The organism is Roseateles sp., from assembly GCF_047654785.1.
In the GTDB taxonomy this organism is placed as follows: Bacteria; Pseudomonadota; Gammaproteobacteria; order Burkholderiales; family Burkholderiaceae_C; genus Pelomonas.
Genome location: NZ_JASGKQ010000002.1, coordinates 405,885 through 430,200 on the forward strand (window position 1 = coordinate 405,885; position 24,316 = coordinate 430,200).

At 72.2% G+C, this 24,316-nt stretch carries 1 protein-coding gene (running past one end of the window); it reads left to right on the top strand.

What is annotated here, in order from left to right; translation table 11 throughout:
• On the top strand, nt 1–24,316 hold the 5' portion of the coding sequence (locus QM788_RS06505; RefSeq protein WP_415660666.1) for a calcium-binding protein. 11,264 nt of this gene lie beyond the right edge of the window; only the first 24,316 of its 35,580 coding nucleotides appear in the window; it begins with the start codon at nt 1–3; its stop codon lies beyond the right edge, outside the window.

Below are 24,316 nucleotides of genomic sequence, written 5' to 3' on the forward strand. Positions count from 1 at the left end.
ATGTCGATCAAGTCCTTGCGCGCCCGCGCAGCGGCCGCCCTGCGCCGTGCCTCCAAGACCGCTTCTGCCCGTGCCGCCGCCCACAGGCCCGAACCCTGGAAGATCGAGACGCTGGAGCCCAAGCTGCTGCTGTCGGCCGACGCGCTGCCGGCCAGCCAGCTGATCGCGCCCCAGGGCGAGCCCGCGGCGCCGCGGATCTACGCGTTCGAGCGCGGCGAGGGCGCGGCCTGGGTGGACGCCCGCGCGGCCGGCGACGGCGGCGGCCCGGGCCTGCTGCGGCTGGGCGCCGGCATCGTGCCCGCGGACGTGGCCGTGCGGCGCGTCGTCGACGACGCCACCGGCCAGGCCGACGCGCTGGAGATCGCGCTGCGCGGCAGCGCCGACCGCATGCAGATCCGCGGCTTCTTCACCGACGCCAACCCGGTGCAGGCCCTGGTCTTCGCCGACGGCACGCAGTGGAGCGCCGACGACCTGCCGGGCTTCATCGAGAACAGGCCCGACGCGCCGCCCCCGGCCGCCGGGACCGATGCCATCGTGCTGAACGGCCCGGGCAACAACCTCTACCTGTTCGGCCGCGGCGACGGCGCGACGACGGTGCAGTCCTACCTCGATCCCAATCTCGGCAAGCTCAACACGCTGCAGTTCCGGGCCGGCGTGCTGCCGGCGGACGTCCGCGTCGCGCGCGCGGCCGATGCCCAGGCCGGCGGCGACGTGGCGCTGGCGCTGGCCATCGCCGGCACCGGCGACGCCATCACCTTCAACGGCTTCCTGTACGGCGGCACGCCGGCCAATGCCTACAACGGGTTGCAGCGCGTCACGTTCGCGGACGGCACCGTGTGGGACCTCTCGCAGCTGCTGTTCCTGCTCGGCATGGGCACGCCGGGCGACGACACCGCCGACGGCGGCGCGGGCGCCGACCTGCTGAACGGCGCGGCCGGCAACGACGCCCTGTATGGCGGCGACGGCCATGACACCTTGTATGGCGGCGACGGCGACGACTGGCTGGAGGGCGGCGATGGCGACGACCTGCTGGACGGCGGCGCCGGCAACGACTCGCTGAACGGCGGCAGCGGCAGCAACACCTTCCTGTTCGGCCGCGGCGACGGCCAGGATCGCCTGTACTTCAACCATGACGGCGGCGACGCGTCGCGCATCAATACGCTGCAGTTCAAGGCCGGCGTGGCGCCGGCGGACATCGTCATCCGCCAGGCCTACGACAACTACTTCGGCGGCAACCGGGCGCTGGAACTGGCCATCGCCGGCACCGCCGACAAGGTCACCGTCAACGGTTTCTTCTACGGCGACGACCCGGCCAACCCCTATGCGGGCCTGCAGCGTGTGCGCTTCGACGACGGCACCGAGTGGGACACCGCCACGCTGGTGGCCCTGCTGCTGGCCGGCACGCCCGGTGACGACGACCTGCGCGGCACCAGCGCGGCCGACACGATCACCGGCGGCGACGGCAACGACACGCTGAACGGTGCCGGCGGCGACGACATCCTCTCCGGCGGCGCGGGCAATGACTCGCTGTACGGCGAGGATGGCGCCGACCAGCTGCTCGGCGGTGAGGGCGACGACTGGCTGGACGGGGGCCGTGGCGACGACTGGCTGGAGGGCGGCGCCGGCAACGACTCGCTGAGCGGCGGCAGCGGCAGCAACACCTTCGTCTTCGGCCGTGGCGACGGCCAGGACCGGCTCTACTACAACCACGACGGCGGCGACGCGTCACGGATCAACACGCTGCAGTTCAAGGCCGGCATCGCACCGGCGGACCTGCGTTTCAAGCTGGCCTACGACAACTATTTCGGCGGCAACCGGGCGCTGGAAATCGCCATCGCCGGCACCGCCGACACGGTCACTGTCAACGGCTTCTTCTACGGCGACGACCCGGCCAACGCCTACAACGGCCTGCAGCGGATCCGTTTCAGCGATGGCACCGAATGGGACATCGCGACGCTGGTGGCCAAGGTGCAGACCTTCACCGACGGCGACGACAACGTGCGCGGCACCAACGCCGACGAGAACTTCAGCGGCGGCCTGGGCAACGACACCATCGCCGGCGCGGGCGGCAACGACGTCATCGACGGCGGCGACGGCAACGACGCGCTGTCCGGCGACGACGGCGACGACACGCTGATCGGCGGTGCCGGCAACGACACGCTGAACGGCGGCAACGGCGCCGACCTGCTGCTGGGCGGCGACGGCGACGACTGGCTGGACGGTGGCGCCAGCGACGACCTGCTGGACGGCGGCGCCGGCAACGACTCGCTGAGCGGCGGCAGCGGCAGCAACACCTTCGTCTTCGGCCGCGGCGACGGCCAGGACCGGCTCTACTACAACCACCACGGCGGCAACGCATCGCGTATCAACACGCTGCAGTTCAAGGCCGGCATCGCACCGGCGGACGTGGCTGTCCGCCAGGCCTACGACAACTACTTCGGCGGCAACCGGGCGCTGGAGTTCAGCATCGCCGGCACGGCGGACACGATCACCGTCAACGGCTTCTTCTACGGCGACGACCCGGCCAATGCGTACAACGGCATCCAGCGCGTGCGCTTCGACGACGGCACCGAATGGGACGTCGCGGCGCTGGTGGCCAAGGTGCAGACCTTCACCGATGGCGACGACAACGTGCGCGGCACCAACGCCGACGAGAACTTCAGCGGCGGCCTGGGCAACGACACCATCGCCGGCGCGGGCGGCAACGACGTCATCGACGGCGGCGACGGCCACGACACGCTGTCCGGCGACGACGGCGACGACACGCTGATCGGCGGCCTGGGCAACGACACGCTGAACGGCGGCAACGGCGCCGACCTGCTGCTGGGCGGCGACGGCGACGACTGGCTGGACGGTGGCGCCAGCGACGACCTGCTGGACGGCGGCGCCGGCAACGACTCGCTGAGCGGCGGCAGCGGCAGCAACACCTTCCTGTTCGGCCGCGGCGACGGCCAGGACCGGCTCCACTACAACCACCACGGCGGTGACGCATCGCGGATCAACACGCTGCAGTTCAAGGCCGGCGTGGCGCCGGCGGACGTGCGCTTCAAGCAGGCCGACGACAACTACTTCGGCGGCAACCGGGCGCTGGAGTTCAGCATCGCCGGCACGGCGGACACGATCACCGTCAACGGCTTCTTCGTCAACGACGACCCGGCCAATGCGTACAACGGCATCCAGCGCGTGCGCTTCGACGATGGCACCGAATGGGACGTCGCCTACCTCCTGGCGGCGTTGCTGGCCGGCACGCCGCAGGACGACAACGTCGCCGGCACCTATGCGGCCGACGAGATCCACGGCGGCGCCGGCAACGACACGCTGTCTGGCCGCGGCGGCGATGACCTGCTGTACGGCGAAGAAGGCGACGACAGGCTGTATGGCGAGGGCGGCGACGACACGCTGATCGGCGGCGCCGGCAATGACTGGCTGGACGGCGGCGCGGGCAACAACACGTACTGGTTCGGCCGCGGCGACGGCCAGGACAGCATCGGCTACACCTACGACCGGACCCCGGGCAAGACCAACACCCTGCGCTTCCGCAGCGACGTGCTGCCCGGCGACGTCAGCGTGCGCCGCGTCTACGGGAACCAGAGCGGCACCCTCACCGGGCTGGAGCTGGCCATCGTCGGCAGCAACGACCGCATCACGGTCAACCATTTCTTCTACGACGACGACCCGGCCAACCCCTACAACCCGGTGCAGCAAGCCGTCTTCGCCGACGGCACGGTGTGGGACATCGCCCGCCTCGTCGAGCTGATGAGCGCCGGCACCGAGGCCAACGACCACCTGCGCGGCACCCAGGGCGACGATCTGCTGACCGGCGGCCGCGGCGACGACATCCTCCACGGCAACAACGGCAACGACCGCCTGGTGGGCGGCACCGGCAACGACACGCTGTACGGCGAGGGCGGCAACGACGTGCTGGACGGCGGCGCGGGCAACGACTGGCTGGACGGCGGCGCGGGCAACAACACCTATCTGTTCGGCTGGGGCGATGGCCGGGACACCATCGCCTACACCTACGACCCGGCGGCGGGCAAGCTCAACACGGTGCAGCTGAAGGCGGGGGTGGCGGTGTCCGACGTGCGGCTGCGCCGGGTGACGGGCAGCCAGGGCGGCAGCAACGAGTCGCTGGAGCTGAGCCTGGTGGGCAGCGAGGACCGGCTGCTGATCAACTATTTCTTCCAGGGCGACAACCCGGGCAGCGCGTACAACCCGGTGCAGCAGGTCCGGTTCGACGACGGCACGACGTGGGACATCGGCGCCATCCTGGGGCAGCTGTTCCAGGGGACGGCGGACCACGACGTGCTGCGCGGCACGTCGGGCAGCGACCGGATCGAGGGCGGCCGCGGCAACGACACGCTGGAAGGGGCGGACGGCAACGACACGCTGCTGGGCGGCGACGGCAACGATGCGCTGTATGGCGGCACGGGCCACGACGTGCTGGACGGCGGCGCGGGCAACGACTGGCTGGACGGCGGCACGGGCGACAACACCTATGGGTTCGGCCGGGGCGATGGCCAGGACACCATCGCCTACACCTACGACACGACGGCGGGCAAGCTCAACACCGTGCAGCTGAAGGCGGGGGTGGCGGTGTCCGACGTGCAGCTGCGCCGCGTGACGGGCAGCCAGGGCAGTGCCGGCGAGTCGCTGGAGCTGGCCATCGCCGGCAGCGAGGACCGGCTGCTGATCAACTATTTCTTCCAGGGCGACAACCCGGGCAGCGCGTACAACCCGGTGCAGCAGGTCCGGTTCGACGACGGCACGACCTGGGACGTCGGCGCCATCCTGGCCCTGCTGGGCCAGGGCGGCGCGGCGCGCGACGTGATCCACGGCAGCACGGGCGCGGACACCCTCTCGGGCGGCGGCGGCGTGAACTGGCTGGCGGGCGGCGCCGGCGACGACCGCCTCACCGGCGGCGCGGCGGCCGATTCGCTGTACGGCGAGGGCGGCAATGACGTGCTGGACGGCGGCGCGGGCAACGACTGGCTGGACGGCGGCGCGGGCAACAACACCTATCTGTTCGGCTGGGGCGATGGCCGGGACACCATCGCCTACACCTACGACCCGGCGGCGGGCAAGCTCAACACGGTGCAGCTGAAGGCGGGGGTGGCGGTGTCCGACGTGCGGCTGCGCCGGGTGACGGGCAGCCAGGGCGGCAGCAACGAGTCGCTGGAGCTGAGCCTGGTGGGCAGCGAGGACCGGCTGCTGATCAACTATTTCTTCCAGGGCGACAACCCGGGCAGCGCGTACAACCCGGTGCAGCAGGTCCGGTTCGACGACGGCACGACGTGGGACATCGGCGCCATCCTGGGGCAGCTGTTCCAGGGGACGGCGGACCACGACGTGCTGCGCGGCACGTCGGGCAGCGACCGGATCGAGGGCGGCCGCGGCAACGACACGCTGGAAGGGGCGGACGGCAACGACACGCTGCTGGGCGGCGACGGCAACGATGCGCTGTATGGCGGCACGGGCCACGACGTGCTGGACGGCGGCGCGGGCAACGACTGGCTGGACGGCGGCACGGGCGACAACACCTATGGGTTCGGCCGGGGCGATGGCCAGGACACCATCGCCTACACCTACGACACGACGGCGGGCAAGCTCAACACCGTGCAGCTGAAGGCCGGCATCGCGCCGGCGGACGTCATCCTGCGCCGGGTGACGGGCAGCCAGGGCGGCAGCAACGAGTCGCTGGAGATCGCCCTCCGCGGCAGCGGGGACCGGCTGCTGGTCAACTATTTCTTCCAGGGCGGCAATCCGTCCAGCGGCTACAACCCGGTGCAGCAGATCCGCTTCGACGACGGCACCGCCTGGGACCTGGCCGCCATCGCCGCGCGGCTGGAGACGCCGCCGGACACGATCGCCGTCAACGGCAGCAACCTGGCCGACACGCTGACGGGCACGGACGCCGACGAAAGCCTCAACGGCCTGGGCGGCAACGACGTGCTGGCCGGCAAGGGCGGCACGGACTTCCTGTCCGGCGGCACCGGCAACAACACTTATTGGTTCGGCCGCGGCGACGGCGTGGACACCCTCCTCTACAGCGGCGACACCTCGGCCGCCCGGCTGAACATCGTGCGCCTGGGCGACGGCATCTCGACCGCCGACGTGCGGCTGCGCCGCGCCTACGACAGCCAGACCTCGCGCGACACGGCGCTGGAGATCGGCATCGCCGGCACGGCCGACCGCCTGCTCATCAACTACTTCCTCGACGGTGACGACCCCGGCAACCGCTACAACCCGGTGCAGCAGGTCCATTTCGAGGACGGCACGATTTGGACCGTGGCCGAGCTGTTCGCGCGGCTGCTGCAGTCCACCGACGGCGCCGACACGCTGATCGGTTCCAACGCCGCCGACACGCTGGACGGCGGCGCCGGCAACGACACGCTGTACGGCCGTGGCGGCAACGACACGCTGACCGGCGGCGACGGCGATGACACGCTGTACGGCGAGGGCGGCGACGACGTGCTGGACGGCGGCGCGGGCCACGATGTCCTCAGCGTCGGCGGCGGCAACAACACCCTCCTGCTGGGCCTGGGCGACGGCCGGGACCTGCTGGTCAACACCAGCTACACGACCGGCAAGACCAACACGCTGCAGTTCAAGCCCGGCATCGGCCCGGCGGACGTGCGGCTGCGCCGCGTGCTGGACCAGGGCGCGCACAGCGACACGGCGCTGGAGATCGCCTACGGCAGCGGCGGCGACGCGCTGACGGTGAACGCCTTCTTCGACGGCGACGACCCCAACCGCGGCTACAACCCGCTGCAGCGCATCGTCTTCGCGGACGGCACCGTCTGGACGCTGGCCGACATCGTCGCGCGCGTGCTCGCGGGCACGGCGGGCCATGACGTCATCATCGGCACCGACGGGCATGACACGCTGGACGGCGGCGCCGGCAATGACACGCTGTACGGCCGCGGCGGCAACGACACGCTGACCGGCGGCGACGGCGACGACCTGCTGTACGGCGAGGGTGGCGACGACACGCTGGACGGCGGCGCGGGCAATGACCATCTCAGCGTCGGCGGCGGCAACAACACGATCCTGCTGGGCCTGGGCGACGGCCGGGACCTGCTGGTCAACACCAGCTACACGACCGGCAAGACCAACACGCTGCAGTTCAAGCCCGGCATTGGCCCGGCGGACGTGCGGCTGCGCCGCGTGCTGGACCAGGATGCGCAGGCCCAGACGGCGCTGGAGATCGCTTACGGCAGCGGTGGCGACGCGCTGACGGTGAACGCCTTCTTCGAGGGCGACGACCCCAACCGCGGCTACAACCCGCTGCAGAAGATCCAGTTCGCGGACGGCACCGCCTGGACGCTGGCCGACATCGTCGCGCGCGTGCTCGCGGGCACGGCGGGCAGCGACACCGTCGTCGGCACGGACGGGGCCGACACGCTGGACGGCGGCGCCGGCAACGACACGCTGTACGGCCGCGGCGGCAACGACACGCTGACCGGCGGCGACGGCGACGACCTGCTGTACGGCGAGGGCGGCGACGACACGCTGGACGGCGGCGCGGGCCACGACCATCTCAGCGTCGGCGGCGGCAACAACACGATCCTGCTGGGCCTGGGCGACGGCCGGGACCTGCTGGTCAACACCAGCTACACGACCGGCAAGACCAACACGCTGCAGTTCAAGCCCGGCATTGGCCCGGCGGACGTGCGGCTGCGCCGCGTGCTGGACCAGGGCGCGCACAGCGACACGGCGCTGGAGATCGCCTATGGCAGCGGCGGCGACGCGCTGACGGTGAACGCCTTCTTCGAGGGCGACGACCCCAACCGCGGCTACAACCCGCTGCAGAAGATCCAGTTCGCGGACGGCACCGCCTGGACGCTGGCCGACATCGTCGCCCGCGCGCTCGCGGGCACGGCGGGCGGCGACACCGTCGTCGGCACGGACGGGGCCGACGCGCTGGACGGCGGCGACGGCGACGACACCCTGCATGGCGGCGCCGGCAACGACCGCCTCGTCGGCGGCGCGGGCGACGACAGTCTGAGCGGTGGCAACGGCAATGACAGCTTCGACGGCGGCCGCGGCAACGACACCCTCAACCCCGGCTCCGGCAACAGCACCTACTGGTTCGGCCGCGGCGACGGCCGGGACACGCTGCTGGAATCGTCCTACGGCAGCAGCAAGACCAACACGCTGCAGTTCAAGCCCGGCGTCGGCCCGGCCGACGTCGTCGTGCGCCGCGTGTTCGACTACCGCACCGCGCAGTACACGGCCATCAGCATCGGCCTGGCCAACAGCGACGACCAGGTCACCGTCTGCTACTTCTTCTACAACAACGACCCGCGCAACCCGTACAACCCGCTGCAGCAGGTCCGGTTCGACGACGGCACCGTGTGGGATCTCGACGCGCTCGTCGCCGAGGTGGACAAGGCCGTCGGCATGGACCTGGTCGTGCAGGACGTGTCGGTCGCCCCGGGCGGCGGCGCCACGGCCTTCCTGTCCGGCGGCCTGGTCACCGTCACCTGGACCACCACCAACCAGGGCCCCAGCGCCACCCTCGGCGACTTCGCCGACCGCGTCACGCTGCGCTCCGCCAGCGGCGAGGTGCTGGCCGAGCTGCTGCTGCCCCATGTGGTGGCCGCATCCGGCGCACTGGCGTCCGGCGCCAGCGTCACCCGCAGCGCCACGCTGAAGCTGCCCGACGGCCCGGCCGGCGCCGGCAGCCTGCTGGCCGTGGTCGAGAGCGACTACGGCAACACCCAGCAGGAAGGCGGCCGCGGCGAAACCAACAACCGCGGGCAGCTCGGCTTCAGCAGCACGCTGGCCGAGTACATCAACTACGTGAACCTGGTCGCCAGCGACCTGAGCGTCAGCCCCGCGGGCGACTGGGCGCAGGGCGACACCGTCACCGTCGGCTGGACCACCGCCAACGCCGGCACCGTCCCGCCGGGCCGCAGCTGGACCGAGCGCGTGGAGGTGCTGAACCAGACCACCGGCGCCGTCATCGCCAGCCTCACGCAGACCGGCATGCCGGCCGAGGCCGCGCCCGGCGCCCGCGTGAACCGCACGGCCAGCTTCACCTGGCCCGGCGGCGCCAACGCGGCCGGCGCCATCCGCCTGCGCGTCACGGTGGACGCCGGCAACGAGATCGCCGAGTTCAACAGCACCGGCTCGCTGGAGCACGACAACCAGTTGCAGGCCGACGTCGAGGTGGGCGGCGACCTGATCGCCCGCCACCTCGGCCTGGACACCGACACGCCCACGTCCGGCGACGTGCTGACGCTGCGCTGGGAGGACGTCAACCAGGGCCGCGTGGCCACCCACCTCGGCCACCAGGACCGCGTGGTGATCCGCCAGCGCAACGCCGACGGCACGCCGGGCGCGGTGCTGGTGGACACGCTGGTCAGCTTCGCCGGCAGCGCCGCGCTGCCGCTGGCCGCGGGCGAGGTGCGCCAGCGCAGCTACAGCTTCGCGCTGCCGCAGGGCGCGCGCGGCGCGGGCACCTTCGACGTCACCGTCAGCGTGGACCGCAGCAGCACCGGCGCCGGCATCGTCTTCGAGACCAATGCCGACGGCAGCGCCGAGAGCAACAACGACGCGGCCTGGAGCTTCACCGCCGCGCTGCGCACCTATGCCGACCTGGCCGTCACCGAGCTGACCGTGCCGCCCACGGCCGACGCGGGCGGCGAGGTCGGCGTGGCCTGGACGGTGAAGAACAACGGCGCGGCCGCCGCGACCGCCGCCGGTGGCTGGGTGGACCGCATCGTGCTGAGCCGCGACGGCATCGCCGGCAACGGCGACGACATCGTGCTCGCCGAGATCCCGCGCGGCGAGGCGCTGGCCGCCGGCGCCAGCTACGCGCAGACCGCGACCGTGCGCCTGCCCACGCGCATCGACGGCGCCTACCGCATCGCCGTCATCAGCGACGCGACCGCCAAGGTCACCGAGCCCGACACGCGCGCCGACAACGCCAGGGTCTCGGCCGCGATCACGGTCGCGCAGACCCATGCCGACCTCGTGCCCACGCTGACCGCCGTGCCGGCCGAGGTCTTCGCGGGCCGCGGCGCGCGGGTGGCGTGGTCCGTCCGCAATGCGGGCACCGTCGCCACCGACGTGAACCGCTGGGTGGACCAGGTCTACCTCAGCAGCACGCCCAGCCTGACGGCGCAGTCCACGCTGCTGGGCTCCGTGACCCGCGTGGGCGCGCTGGCCGTCGGCGAGTCCTATGCCGCCGGCCTGGACTTCACCGTGCCGCGCGACGCGACCGGCGCACGCTACTTCATCGTCAAGACCGACGCGTTCACGGCCGTCTACGAGCTGGGCCGCACGGACAACAACACCGTCGTCGCCGCGGAAGCCACCACGGTGCGCGCCGAGCCCCGACCCAACCTGCAGATCGAAGGCCTCGGTGCGCCCGCCAGCTGGCGCGTGGGCCAGACCGTGCAGCTCGACTACACGGTGCGCAACGCCGGCAACGACGCCATCAGCGGCTTCTTCGGCGAGGAGATCCGCCTCGTCGACACGCTGGGCCGGGCGCCCACGCAGCTGCTCACCACCACCTGGGCCTTCCAGACGCTGGCCGCCGGCGGCGTGCTGGCCCAGCACCTCAGCCTCGCCGTGCCCGCGCTGCCGCCGGGCCTGTGGCGCCTGGAGATCGCCGCCGACCGCGGCAACCACGTGGCCGAATCGAACGAGGCGGACAACGTCGCCGCCCGCGAGATCGCCATCGTCGCGCCCGACCTGCTCGTCGGCGACCTCACCACCACCGGCCTGCTGCAAGGCGGCGAGGCCATCACGCTGGACTGGGTCACGCGCAACGCCGGCAGCGCGCCGGCCGGCGCCATCCGCGAGCGGGTCTACCTGTCCCGCGACGGCGCCGTGGACGGCGGCGACACGCTGCTGGGCGAGCGCCTGATCGACGCGCTGGCCGCCGGGGCGTCCAGCGCCGGCTCGCTGGGCTTCACGCTGCCGGTGGACCTGTCCGGCGCGTGGCGCCTGATCGTCGCCACCGACGCGGCCAATGCCAACAACGAGTCCACGAACGAGGGCAACAACCTGGGCGTGCTGGCCGTCGACGTGGCGCAGGACGCCTATGCGGACCTCGCCGTCCTCAGCGTCGGCGCGCCCACGCAGCTGATCGACGATCCGGCGACGATGACGGTGACCTGGACCGTCCGCAACGACGGCCCCGGCGCCGGCCGCACCGCCCGCTGGACCGACCGCGTCATCTACAGCAGCAACGACGTGCTGGGCGACGGCGACGACATCGTGCTCGGCGACGTGGTGCGCGACGGCGCGCTGGCCGCCGGCGCGAGCTACACCGGCAGCCTGGCCTACCAGTTCGGCCCCGCGTTCAGCCGCCACGGCACCGTCTTCGTGAAGAGCGACGCCACCGGCGCCGTGTGGGAGAACGGCAGCGAGGCCAACAACGTCAGCGACGCCGGCCACGCCACCGACGTCATGCCCATCCCCTATGCGGACCTGCGCGTCGAGTCCGTCAGCACGCCGGGCGCGGCCTACAGCGGCCGCGAGCTGGCCGTGCAGTGGACCGTGGCCAACCGCGGCATCGGCATCACCAACACGACGGGCTGGACCGACAGCGTCTGGCTCAGCCGCAACGCCGACGGCAGCGGCCAGCGCTTCGACCTCGGCAACGCCGGCCACCTGGGCCAGATGGCGGTGGACGCCACCTACGACCGCAGCATCAGCGTGCGCCTGCCCGACGGCATCTCGGGCGACTGGTACCTGAACGTCGCCACCGCCGTGGGCAACGGCGTCTACGAGTTCATCCACGGCGACAACAACGTGGGCCGCTCGCTGGCCGTGCCCGTCACGCTCAGCGACTCGCCGGACCTGGTCGTCGAGAGCCTGGACGCCCCGGCCACCGCGCAGGAAGGCGCGCTGGTGGACGTCAGCTGGACGGTGCTGAACCAGGGCCTGGCCCGCGCCGCCGGCCAGTGGCAGGACACCGTGCTGCTGCTCGCGCCCAACGGCGCCACCGTCGTGCTGGGCAACTACGTCTACGACCGCGGGCTGGACGCCGGCCTGCGCTACTCGCGCACCGAGCAGGTCCGCCTGCCGGCCAAGATCGAGGGCGGCTACCGGCTGCGCGTGGTCACGAACAGCCTGGTGGGCACCGGCGGCCAGCCGCAGGTCTACGAGCACGGCGGCGCGCGCGACAACAACACGGCCACCGACACCGACGCCATCCTCGTCTCGCTCAACCCGCGCCCCGACCTGCGCGTGACCGGCATCGAGCTGCCCGCGGAGGTGACCGCGGGCACCAGCACCGGCCTGAAGTTCACGGTGCAGAACACCGGCATGGAGGCCACGTCCGGCCAGTGGCAGGACTACGTCTACCTGTCGCTGGACGGCCTGGTCAGCGCCGACGACGTGCTGCTGGCCCGCGTGGACAGCGGTGCCGCGCTCAACCCCGGCGACCCGGGCTACACCACCGTCCTGAACGGCGTCGACATCCCCATCCGCTACCGCGGCGACGTCTACATCATCGTCGTCGCCGACGGCGGCAACCGCATCGACGAGTACCCCAACGAGGCCAACAACGTCCGTGCCGAGCGGCTGCACATCAACCCGGTCCCGTTCGCCGACCTCGTCACCAGCGACGTGGTGGCGCCCGACCAGGCCGTGCACGGCGCCACCATCGAGGTCCGCTACAAGGTCACCAACAAGGGCTCGGCCACCACGCGCGGCGATGCCGCGGCGACCAACAGCTGGACCGACACGATCTGGCTGACCGTCGACAAGACCCGCCCCAACCCGGGCAAGGGCGACATCAAGATCGGCCAGGTCACGCACACCGGCAACCTCGCGGTCGGCGAGGACTACATCAACACGGTCAACGTGAAGATCCCGGACGGCATCCTGTCCGCGCGCTACTACGTGACCGTCTGGAGCGACACCTACGACGCCATCCTGGAGGACACGCTCTCCAGCAACATCAACCCCGACGACCCGACCCAGGCCGACAACAACAACTACAAGGCGCGCGACGCCGCGGGCATCGGCCCGATGAAGGTGCTGGGCCTCACGCCGCCGGACCTGGTCGTCAGCAGCGTTGTCGCGCCCGCCAGCGCCGCGGCGGCCGGCCGCTACACCTTCAGCTACACGGTGCAGAACCGCGGCGACGCCTTCGAGGGCGAGTGGACGGACAAGGTCTGGCTGATGGACAACCCCGACCCGACGCAGGCCCAGGTCGCCTGGCTGCTGGGCGAGTTCAGGCAGCAGCGCAGCCTGGGCAACGGCGAGAGCTACGGCGCCAGCCAGACGGTGGACCTGGGCCCGGCCGTCAGCGGCGCCTACCTCGTCGTGCAGACGGACGCCGGCTACAACAGCTACACCGGCCGCAACGAGGTGGCCGAGGTGGCGGAGGACAACAACGTCAACCGCGCGGCCTCCAGCGTCAGCAACGCGCCGGCCGACCTGCGCGTCACCGACGTCACGACGCTGCCCACCAACTACTCCGGCGAGGAGACCACGGTCACCTGGACCGTGCAGAACTTCGGTGCCGCCGTGTGGCGCGGCACCCAGGGCTGGCTGGACCACATCTGGATCAGCCCCGACCCGACCTTCATCCCGCAGCGGGCCACGCAGATCGGCTCCGTCACGCACAGCAACGCGACCCCGCTGGGCGCCGGCGAGAGCTACACGGCCAGCGCCGTCGTCAAGCTGCCGCCGGGCACCGAGGGCAAGTACTACATCTACGTGATCGCGGACGGCAAGCACCGCCCCGGGTCGCTCGCCCCCGAGATCGGCCGCGACGAAAGCGCCAACCCCAGGCAGCAGTCGCACGACGAGGTGCTGCAGCCGCCCGCGCACAGCGACTACAACGCCTACACCCGCGACACCTACTACGCCACCTCGGTCTTCGAGGGCGAGCGGCGCGACAACAACGTCGGCCAGGGCACGCTGGACGTCATCTACCGCGAGCCCGACCTGCAGATCGACGCGATCACGGTCGACAACCCCCACCCCAGCTCGGGCGACACCGTCACCGCCACCTGGACGGTCACCAACCGCGGCACCCGCGAGACCCGCGTGTCCGGCTGGATGGACGGCGTCTACCTGTCGCGCGACGCGACGCTGGACCCGAGCGACCACCCGCTGGTGGACCGCGGCAGCGAGATCGAGATGCTGCTGCGCGCGCGCCAGGTCCTGCTGACCGACGAGCAGGGCAGGCCGCGCATGCTCAAGCCGGGCGAGAGCTACACGCAGACCGCCACGTTCGCGATCCCGACCTCCATCAGCGGCGACTTCCACCTGATCGTCAAGGCCGACACCGGCGTCTTCAAGGACCCGTACAACGAGGTGCCGAGCACCATCCGCAGCGGCCTGAGCGTCATCCGCGAGAGCGGCGCCAACGGCGTGCTGGAGTTCCGGGACGAGGCCAACAACACCGCGCAGATCGCGCTGCCGATCACGCTGGCCACGCCGCCGGATCTGCAGGTCACGCGGGTCACCGCGCCCGACGCCGTGATCGCCGGCCAGAGCTTCACGGTGGACTTCAAGGTCGAGAACCTCGGCGGCAAGACCCCGGCGGACCAGGGCAGCTGGTACGACATGGTCTACCTGTCCAAGGACCGCTTCCTGGACCTGAACAAGGACCGCTACCTCGGCTACGTGCAGCACACGGGCGGCCTGGCCGCCGGGGCCGGCTACACCGGCAGCCTCAGCTTCACCGCGCCGCGCGACCTGGAAGGCCCGTACTACGTGTTCGTGGTGACCGACCCGGCCCGCATCTGGGGCAGCGGCGAGTCCGGCCAGGTGCTGGAGTTCGGCCAGGACGACAACAACCACGGCGCGGCCATCCAGCCCATGCGCATCGAGACGCCGCCGCCGGCCGACCTGGTCGTCAGCCAGGTCACCGTGCCGCCCAGCGCCCAGGTGGGCGACGAGGTGGAGATCAGCTTCGTCATCGAGAACGCGTCCATCAACCCGGCCTACGGCCGCTGGACGGACGCGCTCTACCTGTCCGCCGACAACGCCTGGGACCTGGGCGACGTGCTGCTGGGCAAGGTGCTGCACGTGGGCGACGTGGGCGCCAACGGCCGCTACACCGCCACGCTGACGGCCAAGCTGCCGCCGCTGAAGGACGGCGGCTGGCGCGTCATCGTGCGCCCCGACCTCTACAACGAGGTGTTCGAAGGCCGGATCAGCTACACCGAGACCGGCCTGAACCTGCCGCCCGGCGAGGCCAACAACCGCATCGCCTCCGGCGCCACGCTGCGCGTGGACGTGCCCACGCTGACCGTGGGCCAGGCGCTGTCCACCCCGCTGTCCGCCGGCCAGACGCTGGTCTACAAGGTCAGCGTGGCCGCCGGCGAGACGCTGCGCGTGCTGCTCGACGCCAGCGCCGCCACCGGCGCCAACGAGGTCTACGTGCGCTGGAACGACGTGCCCACCGGCAGCGCGTTCGACGTGGCCTACAGCAACCCCGTGTCGCCCGACCAGACCCTGCTGGTGCCCACCACCCAGGCCGGCGACTACTACATCCTCGTCAAATCCCGCCAGGGCGGCGCGGCCACGCCGGTGACGCTGCGCGCCGACCTGCTGCCGCTGTCCATCACCCGGGTCACGCCCGACCAGGGCGGCGCCGGCGACGACGACCACCGCTGGGTCACGATGGACATCGAGGGCGCCCGCTTCGCGGCGGGCGCGCTGGTCAAGCTGTCCCGCCCGGGCGAGTTCGAGATCGAGCCCGAGCGCTGGCAGGTGCTGGACGCGACCCGCATCCGCGCCGTGTTCGACCTGCGCCACGTGCCGCTGGGGCTGTACGACGTGGTCGTCACCAACCCCGATGGCCAGCGCGTCGTCGAACCCTACCGCTACCTGGTGGAACGCATGATCGAGGTCGACGCCGCGATCGGCATCGGCGGCCCGCGCAACATCGAGCCGGGCGATTCGGCCACCTACAGCGTCAGCCTGCAGAGCCTCACCAACGTCGACACGCCCTACATCCGCTTCGACATCGGCGCGACGGACATGGGCAACAGCGAATACGTGCTGGAGGGCCTGAACCTGCCCTACGTCGTGTTCGGCAGCAACGTCGGCGGCAAGCCCGACGGTGCGATCCGCGCCGGCGACGGCAACAACCAGCAGTACGGCACCACGCCCACCACCGGCGTGCGCGCCGACGTGCCCTGGGCCTCGCTGGACGGCATGGCCAACACCCAGGGCTGGAACCTCGCCCCGGGCTATGCGCTCGACGTGGCCGCCAACGGCTTCGCGGGCGCCACCTTCCGGGTGCAGACCTACCCGGGCCTGCAGGAGTGGATCAACTACGACTTCGAGGGCCTGCGCGACAAGCTCTACGCGATCCGCCCCGACTGGAAGGCCGCCGGCCTGCTCGACGAAGGCGTGACCGGCCTGGACAAGATCGCCCCGGGCCTCACGCGCAAGTTCCTGTCCACCGACCCCGAGGTGCACATCACCAAGGAAGAGGCGCTGGCCATGCCCTTCCGCTTCGACACGCTGGCCAGCGTGACGACGCTGACGCGCGCCGAGTTCGTCGCCGACCAGACCGCGCATGCCAAGCGCCTGCGCACCGCCATCCTGGCCGACGCCGCGGCGCCCGGCACGCTGGCCGTGCTCGCCTCCGACGAGGCGCAGTGGGTGCAGGGCTGGCTGGGCGCGCTGGAGGCCGCCGGCCTGCTGCGCCCCGAGGGCCAGGCGCCGGCCATCCGCAGCGACGAGCTGGTGCTGAGCCTGAACGCCACGCTGGCCACCGGCATCCTGCTGGCCAGGGGCGGCGAGAGCTACCGCACCCAGGCCGACCTGCTGGGCTTCTTCGCCAAGGTGCAGCAGTGGTACGGCGACACGGCCCGCTACGCCGGCGACCCGAACGCCGCGCATGCGCCGGTCGACTACGTGGAAGTGCGCCAGTCCGACGACGCCTATGTCGAAGTGCCCGTGCCCGTCGCGCCCGACCCGGCCGACCACGACCAGCGCGCCGGCCAGGCCACGCACTTCATCAGCTTCGACGTCTTCGCCGGCAACCGCGCCGAGCTCGAATACCTGCGCCACATCGGCGTGCTGGACGGCGAGTTCCGCCCGGTCGGCCCGCAGGCGCTGAACCTCACCAGCTACCTGCAGCAGGCCGCGCAGGCGCAGGCCAATGCCGGCGCCGCCGTCAGCGTGCGCGGCCCGCAGGCGCTGCCGGCGGCCAACGGCTCCACCTACGTGCCGGCCGGCTATGCGCTGCCCTACACGCTGTCGTTCAACAACCCGACCAGCGCCGCCGTGGGAGAAATCCGCCTGGTGACCGCCCTCGACGGCGACCTCGACGCCTACAGCCTGCGCCTGGGCGACCTGAAGATCGGCGACATCAACCTCCACATCCCCGCCGGCCAGGCCGTCTTCCAGGGCGACTTCGACTTCACCGGCGCCCCCGGCAAGGGCTATGTGCTGCGCGTCAGCGCCGGCATCGACGCCGAGGCGCGCGTGGCCACCTGGCTGCTGCAGGCCATCGACCCCGACACCGGCGAGGTGCTGCACGACCCGCTGCGCGGCCTGCTGCCGCCCGACGCGAACGGCAAGCCGGCCGGCGGCTTCGTCAGCTACACCGTCCGCGCCAGCGAACTGGCGCCCACCGGCGCCAACATCAGCGCCGCGGCCCGCGTGTTCTTCGACGCCATGCCGCCCATCGCCAGCGCCACCATCAGCCACACGCTGGATGCGCAGGCCCCCAGCACCACGCTGACCGTCACCGGCAACGGCAACAACGCCGCCGGCCAGCCCACGTTCAAGGTGAACTGGAAGGGCGTGGACGACGCGGCCGGCGTGAAGCACGTGACGGTCTACGTCGCCGAGGACGGCGGCGACTTCAGGATCTGGCAGAAGCAGGTGGCCGGTGCCGAGAGCACCGCCCTGTTCACCGGCCAGGCCGGCCGGCACTACGAGTTCCTGGCCGTCGCCACCGACCAGGCCGGCAACCGCGAGGCCGCCAGCGTGTCCAACGCCGTGCTACCCGACGACGGCAGCCGCGGCGAGGCCCAGCAGGCGCTGGGCGTCACCGAGACGCTGGACGCGACCGCCGAACTGCCGGCCGCCGCGCCCGACCGCAGCTACGCCGCCAGCGACCTGTTCGCGCAGGCCGCGCAGCTGCTGCCCGGTTTCGTCGTCACGCCGGCCCTCGGCGGCCTCGGGGCGGACCTGCGGTCGGTGCTCGCGCCGCTGCAGCTGCGCGGCTTCGCCAGCGGCTTCGGCGCCAGCCAGGGCGACGTGGGCGCGCTCGCGCTGGTCGAGCTGGCCGACGGCAGCGTGCTGGCCAGCGCCGGCAGCGAGCGCAACCAGGTGTTCCGCTTCGGCAAGGACGGCGGCCGCTCGGTGCAGCCGCTGTTCACGACCGCCGCCGCCATCCTCGACATGGCGCTGGACGCCGTCGGCAACCTGTGGGTCATGACCGGCGCCGAGCTGATGATGGTGGACGCCCACAGCGGCGCCGTCATCAGCCGTACCCGCGCCCCGGCCGGCGAGCCGCTGACGCACGCGCTGGCCATCCAGCCGGGCACCGGCCTCATCTTCGTGGCCAGCGGCAACGGCGTCGAAATCTTCGACCCGGCGGCCGAGGCCGCGCGCGCCTGGCGCCACTTCAGCAACGTCCGGGTCGGCGACCTGGCCTTCGGCCCGGACGGCCGCCTGTGGGCCGTGCGCTGGACCGGCAGCGACGTGAACGGCGCGCTGCCCGAGGCGACGACCGACATCATCAGCTTCCCGATGGCCGGCGCCACCAAGGGCCGCGCCGAGCTGGAGTACCGGCTCGCCGGATTGGTGGACAGCATCGCCTTCGGCCAGGCCGGCACCGGCCTCGCTGGCCTGCTGCTGGCCAGCAGCAACACGCCGCAGCGCCCGGTGGCCGCCGATGGCAGCAGCCCGGTGGCGCACACCGGCGCCGTCTGGGCCATCGAGCTGAAGAGCCGCCGCGCGCTGAAGCTGGCCGAGGGCGGCACGCGCGGCGAGGGCATCGTCGCCACCGCCGACGGCCGCGTGCTCGTCGCGCAGACGAATCGCATCGACGAACTCGCGCCGCTGAAGGCGCCCCAGGTCGTCGCCGCCAGCGTCGCCGACGGTGCGCTGGTCCCGCTGCCGCTGACGCAGCTGGCGATCAGCTTCGACCAGGCGATGTGGACCGGCGCGGACGGGGCCGACACGACCAGTGCGGCCTCGGTGCTCAACCCGAAGAACTACAGCCTCATCGCCACCGGCCCGAACAGCACGCTGATCCTGACGCCCGAGAGCGTGCGCTGGGACGCGGCGAGCAAGAGTGCCGTCCTGACGCTGCCCAACCTGCCGGCGGGCGGCTGGCGGGTCGAGATCGTCAACACGGTGCGCAGCGCCGGCCAGGTCACGCTGGGCGAGGCCTGGGGCCTGGTGTTCACGGCCGTCACCGACATCTCCAACCTCGTGCGGCTGGAGTTCGCCGACACGCGCGCCGACCGCCTGACCGGCGCGATCAGCTACGACGTGGACCTCACCAACATCGGCGTGGACGACCTCCGCGGCCCGCTGATGCTGCTGCTGGACCCGGGCCGGTATTTCGGTGACCGTATCGTCGGCGCCAGCCAGGGCGAAGGTGTCCAGGCCGAGCTGTGGGTGCTGGACCTGACGGCCGCGCTGCAGGACCGGCCGCTGAAGACCGGCGAAACCCTGGCCAACCGCACCGTCACCGTGCGCCCGGCCAGCAGCTTCGGCACGACGCCGGGCTCCGGCCAGATCGTCAAGGCCAACCTGGGCCATGGCGTCTACGCCGTGCCCTACGACAACACGCCGCCGGTGCTGGGCCAGCTCCAGGCCGACGGCCGCCTGGACCTCACCGCCACCGCGCTGCCGGCCGCGACCGCCGGCACCGCCTGGACGGCCGAACTGGCCGCCCGCGACAGCGATGGCCGCCTGTTCTTCTGGGAGCTGGTGAGCGCCCCGGCCGGCATGACCCTCACGCAGGACCCGCTGGTGGAGAGCGGCGCCAGCGGCTACGGCAACCGCGCCACGCTGCACTGGCTGCCGCAGGCCACGGACCGCACGGACAACCAGATCCTGATGCGCGTCATCGACAGCCGCGGCGGCGTGGCGCTGCGACGCTTCACGCTGGACGTGGCGGGCGCCAACCAGGTGCCGGTCATCGACGCCGTGCAGAACCTGACGCTGGAGGAAGGCGACAGCCTGCAGCTGCCGCTGCTGGCCAGCGACGCCGACGGCGATACCGTCACCCTCCTCGTGCGCAACCTGCCGGCCGGCGCCTTCTTCGACGCCGCCACCGGCATCCTCAGCTGGACGCCCGGCTACGACCAGGCCGGCGTCTACCGGGACATCACCGTCGTCGCGACGGACGGCAAGCATGAGGTGCAGCGCCGCTTCAGCCTGACGGTGAAGCAGGGCTACCCGGCGCCCATCTTCCCGACGCTGGAAACCCAGGTGCTGCGTGAGGGCGACCGCTTCGGCCTGCAACTGCCCGGCGCCGTGCCGGGCGGCCTGCAGCAGCCCGACGGCAGCAGCGTGACGCTGAAGTGGAGCGCCGAATGGCTGCCCGGCGGCGCGACGCTGGACGCCGACACCGGCTGGTTCTCGTGGACGCCGGGCTATGCCCAGGCCGGCCAGCTGACGCTGCCGGTCACGCTGATCGCCACCTTCACCGCGGCCGACGGCAGCAAGTCCGTCACCGCCGTGAAGCGCGAGATCCAGTTCGACGTGAAGAACGCCAACGGCGCGCCGGTGTTCGACCCGGTGCAGACCTGGGCGGTGCTGGAAGGCCAGCCGCTGCGCATCAGCGTGTTCGCGTTCGACCCGGACAACCCGGCCTTCGAGCCCAAGGTCCGCCTGATCCCGGGCGGCGAGGCCAGCGGCCCGGCCGCCGTGACGGCCAGCGTCGGCTACGACGTGACCGGCCTGCCGCCGGGCGCCAGCTTCGACGCCGAGACGCTGGAAATCATCTGGACGCCCGGCTACGCCCAGGCCGGCACCTACTACGTGACCGTGACGGCCACCGACGACGGCAACGGCACCGGCACGCCGCTGAGCAGCCAGATCACGCTGCCCATCGTCGTCAGCAACGCCAACCGCGCCCCCGAGATCCGGGACGTCACGAACGCCTTCGTCGACCGCGGCGCGGTACTGGAGATCCCGCTGGAGGCCAGCGACGCCGATGGCAACCCGATCACGCTCACGATCCGGGGCCTGCCGGCCTTCGCCAGCTACACGCAGACGCTGAACGACGCCGGCAAGCTGACCGGCGTGATCCGCTTCGCGCCCGGCGCGGGCGACCGCGGCGACTACACCATAACGGTCGCCGCGCAGGACGACGGCGATGGCGACGTGAACCAGGTGCTGGCCGTGGCCAAGAGCTTCGTCGTCAGCGTCAGGAGCCCGAGCGAGGCGCCCGTCATCACCCTGCCCAGCCGCGTCGTCGCCGTGGCCGGCACCGAGCTGCGCGTGCCCATCCTGGTGTCCGACCTGGACCAGGACGCGCTGGCCTACGCCGCCACCAACCTGCCGGCCGGCGCGCGCATCGAGGCCGATCCGCGCTACGGCCACGCCTTCCTGGTGTGGACGCCCGCCGCCGGCCTGAGCGGCGACTTCGACATCAGCCTGGCCGTGACCGACCAGGGCCTGCCGCCGGCCGACGCCGGCTACGTGCCGGACCCGGCCCGCCCGCCGGTGCCCAACACCGCCGTGAAGGATCTGCGCATCGTCGTGCGTGCCGCCAACGCGGCGCCCACGCTGTTCGCCGTGGCCGCCACCGGCGGCACGGTGCAGGGCGACCCGCTGGCCGGCGGCCGCACCGTCGTCCACGTCGACGAAGGCACGCCGCTGACGCTGGACCTGTCCGGCGTCGACACCGACCTCGACCTGCTGCACTGGACCGCCGAAGGCCTGCCCGCCGGCATGCGGCTGGTGCCCGCCGCCGGCAGCGGCGGCCAGACCCGCCTGCAGCTGCACTGGACGCCGGGCCTGTTCGCCGCGCAGGGCGACAACCAGAACGACGCCGCTCCCGGCCGCTACCTGCTGACGCTGACCGCCGGCGACGGCAGCGCCAGCTTCACGCGCGAGGTCGAGATCGTCGTCGCCAACGTGAACCAGGCACCCGTGCTGCTGCCGCTGCCGCTGCAGCTGGTGCCCGAGGGCCAGACGCTGGCCTTCACGATGCGCGCCACCGATGGCGACAACGACGCGACGCAGCTTGCGCTGATCCATGACGCCGACACGCCCAGCGGCGTGATGTTCGATGCCGCGACCGGCTATTTCGAGTGGACGCCCGGCGCCGACACCGTCGACAACGCCACGGCCGAGTCGCGCGCGTTCACCTTCAAGTTCAGCGCCACCGACGGCCAGGCCACGGTCATCCGCACGGTGCAGGTGCGCGTGTTCGATGCGAACCAGGTGCCCGAGATCCACACCGCCAGCCATGCGCTGCTGGTGGGCCAGAGCTTCTCGCTGCCCGTCGTGAAGGGGGCGGCCGCGCCGGTCGGCGCGCTGCGCGCCTTCGATGCCGATGGCGCCGCGCAGACGCAGGCGCTGGCCGTCAGCTTCACCGGCCTGCCCGAAGGCGCGGTGTATGACGCCGCCGCCGGCCGCCTGAACTGGACGCCCGGCCCCGGCCAGGTCGGCGACTTCACCGTGCTGGCCACCGTCAGCGACGGCCGCAACGCGACCACCCGCAGCTTCGTGCTGCGTGTCGTCGCCGAAGCCGCAGCCAACGCGCCCAAGCTGCTGGTCAACCTGACGCCCAGCACGCCGGTGCTGCCCGGCCAGGTGGTGCTCGCCACGGTGCGGGCCGATGCGTTCAGCCCCATCGCCAGCATCACGGTGCTGGCGCGCGGCGCGGGCATCGGCCAGCCGGACTGGGTGCCGGTGACGCTGGACGGCCTGGGCCGCCTGCGCATCACGCCCAGCCAGCCGGGCCTCGTCGAGCTGCGCGTCACGGCGGTCGACGCCGACGGCTTCTCGTCCACCACCACGCAGACCGTGCGCGTGCGCGACCCGCTGGACGGCGCGGCGCCGACGCTTGCCTTCAGCGGCACGCTGAACACCGGCAGCCTGGCGCCGGCGGTCATCGGCAGCAGCACCGCGCTGAGCGCCCGCATCGCCGACCTGCAGCTGATGGGCTACGTGCTCGAAGCCGCACTCTCCAACGGCGACCGGGTGGACGAGTCCGCCTGGCGCACGCTGGCGTCCAGCGACTTCCCAGCCGCTGCCGTCAACGGCGAGCTCACGCTGGCGACGCTGGATCCGTCCCGCTGGGCCAACGGCGTCTACCAGCTGCGCCTGCGCGGCTGGGACCTCGCCGGCCGCACGACCGAGATCAGCACCCGCGTGCTGGTGGACTCCACGGCCAAGCAGCTCGTGCAGGCCCAGGCCACCGACGCGGTGTTCCGCCTCGGTGACCACGAGCTCGCGCTGACGCGCAGCCTGGACGTCAACGGCGTGGGCGATCTCGGCAACTGGACGCTGCCGCTGCGGGACACCCGCCTGAGCCACGACCAGGCCGGCCTCGACGCCATCGGCGGCGCGGCCGCCTGGACGCTGGGCGCGCGCGTGTGGCTGCAGCTGCCGGCCAGCCTGTCGGCCGCCGGCGCGGCCACGCACTACCTGAGCTTCACGCTCGACACCGTCGGCACGCCGCTGTCCGCCGACTCGGCCTCGCCGCTGGTGCAGCGCCCGGTCTTCACCGGCGTGGTGCCGGGCTGGACGCTGGCCGTCGTCAACGACGACCCCGCGATGCCCGTCACGCTGCTGCCGCAAGGCCAGCGCCTGCTCGACCGCGTGACCGGCCTGCCCTGGCAGCCCACCGGCTACGAGCTGACCGGCCCCGACGGCACGCGCTACCGCCTGGATGCGCGCGGCCAGGTGCAGGGCGTGCGCTTCGCGGACGGCCAGCAATGGCTGGTGTCCGATGCCGGCGTGGCGCTGGTCGGCAGCGCCGACCCGAACGCGCGCGTCGTGTTCGAGCGCGACAGCCGGGGCCGCATCGAGCGTGTCGTGGGCCGCCAGACGGACACGGCGGACGCCGCCATCGTCTACCGCTACGACGGCACCGGCCGCCTGGCGCTGGCGCGCAGCCTGTACGGCGACGGCACCCTGAACCAGTCCATCGGCTACCACGCCGACGGCAGTGTCATCGACGCAGCGGTCACCGCCCAGTTCGGCACCGCCGCAGGCTGGCTGGCCGGCGGCGCGACGCCTGCCAACCGCTGGAGCGGCACGCTGGAGGCCGGTACGCCGGCGCACTTCAGCTTCGTCGTGCGCGACAGCGAGCTGGCCAGCACCGTGAAGGCGCCGGGCGCCGGCGGCGCCATCGTCTACGCCATCGAGACCGCGGCCGGCACGCGCCTGGCCGTCGAAG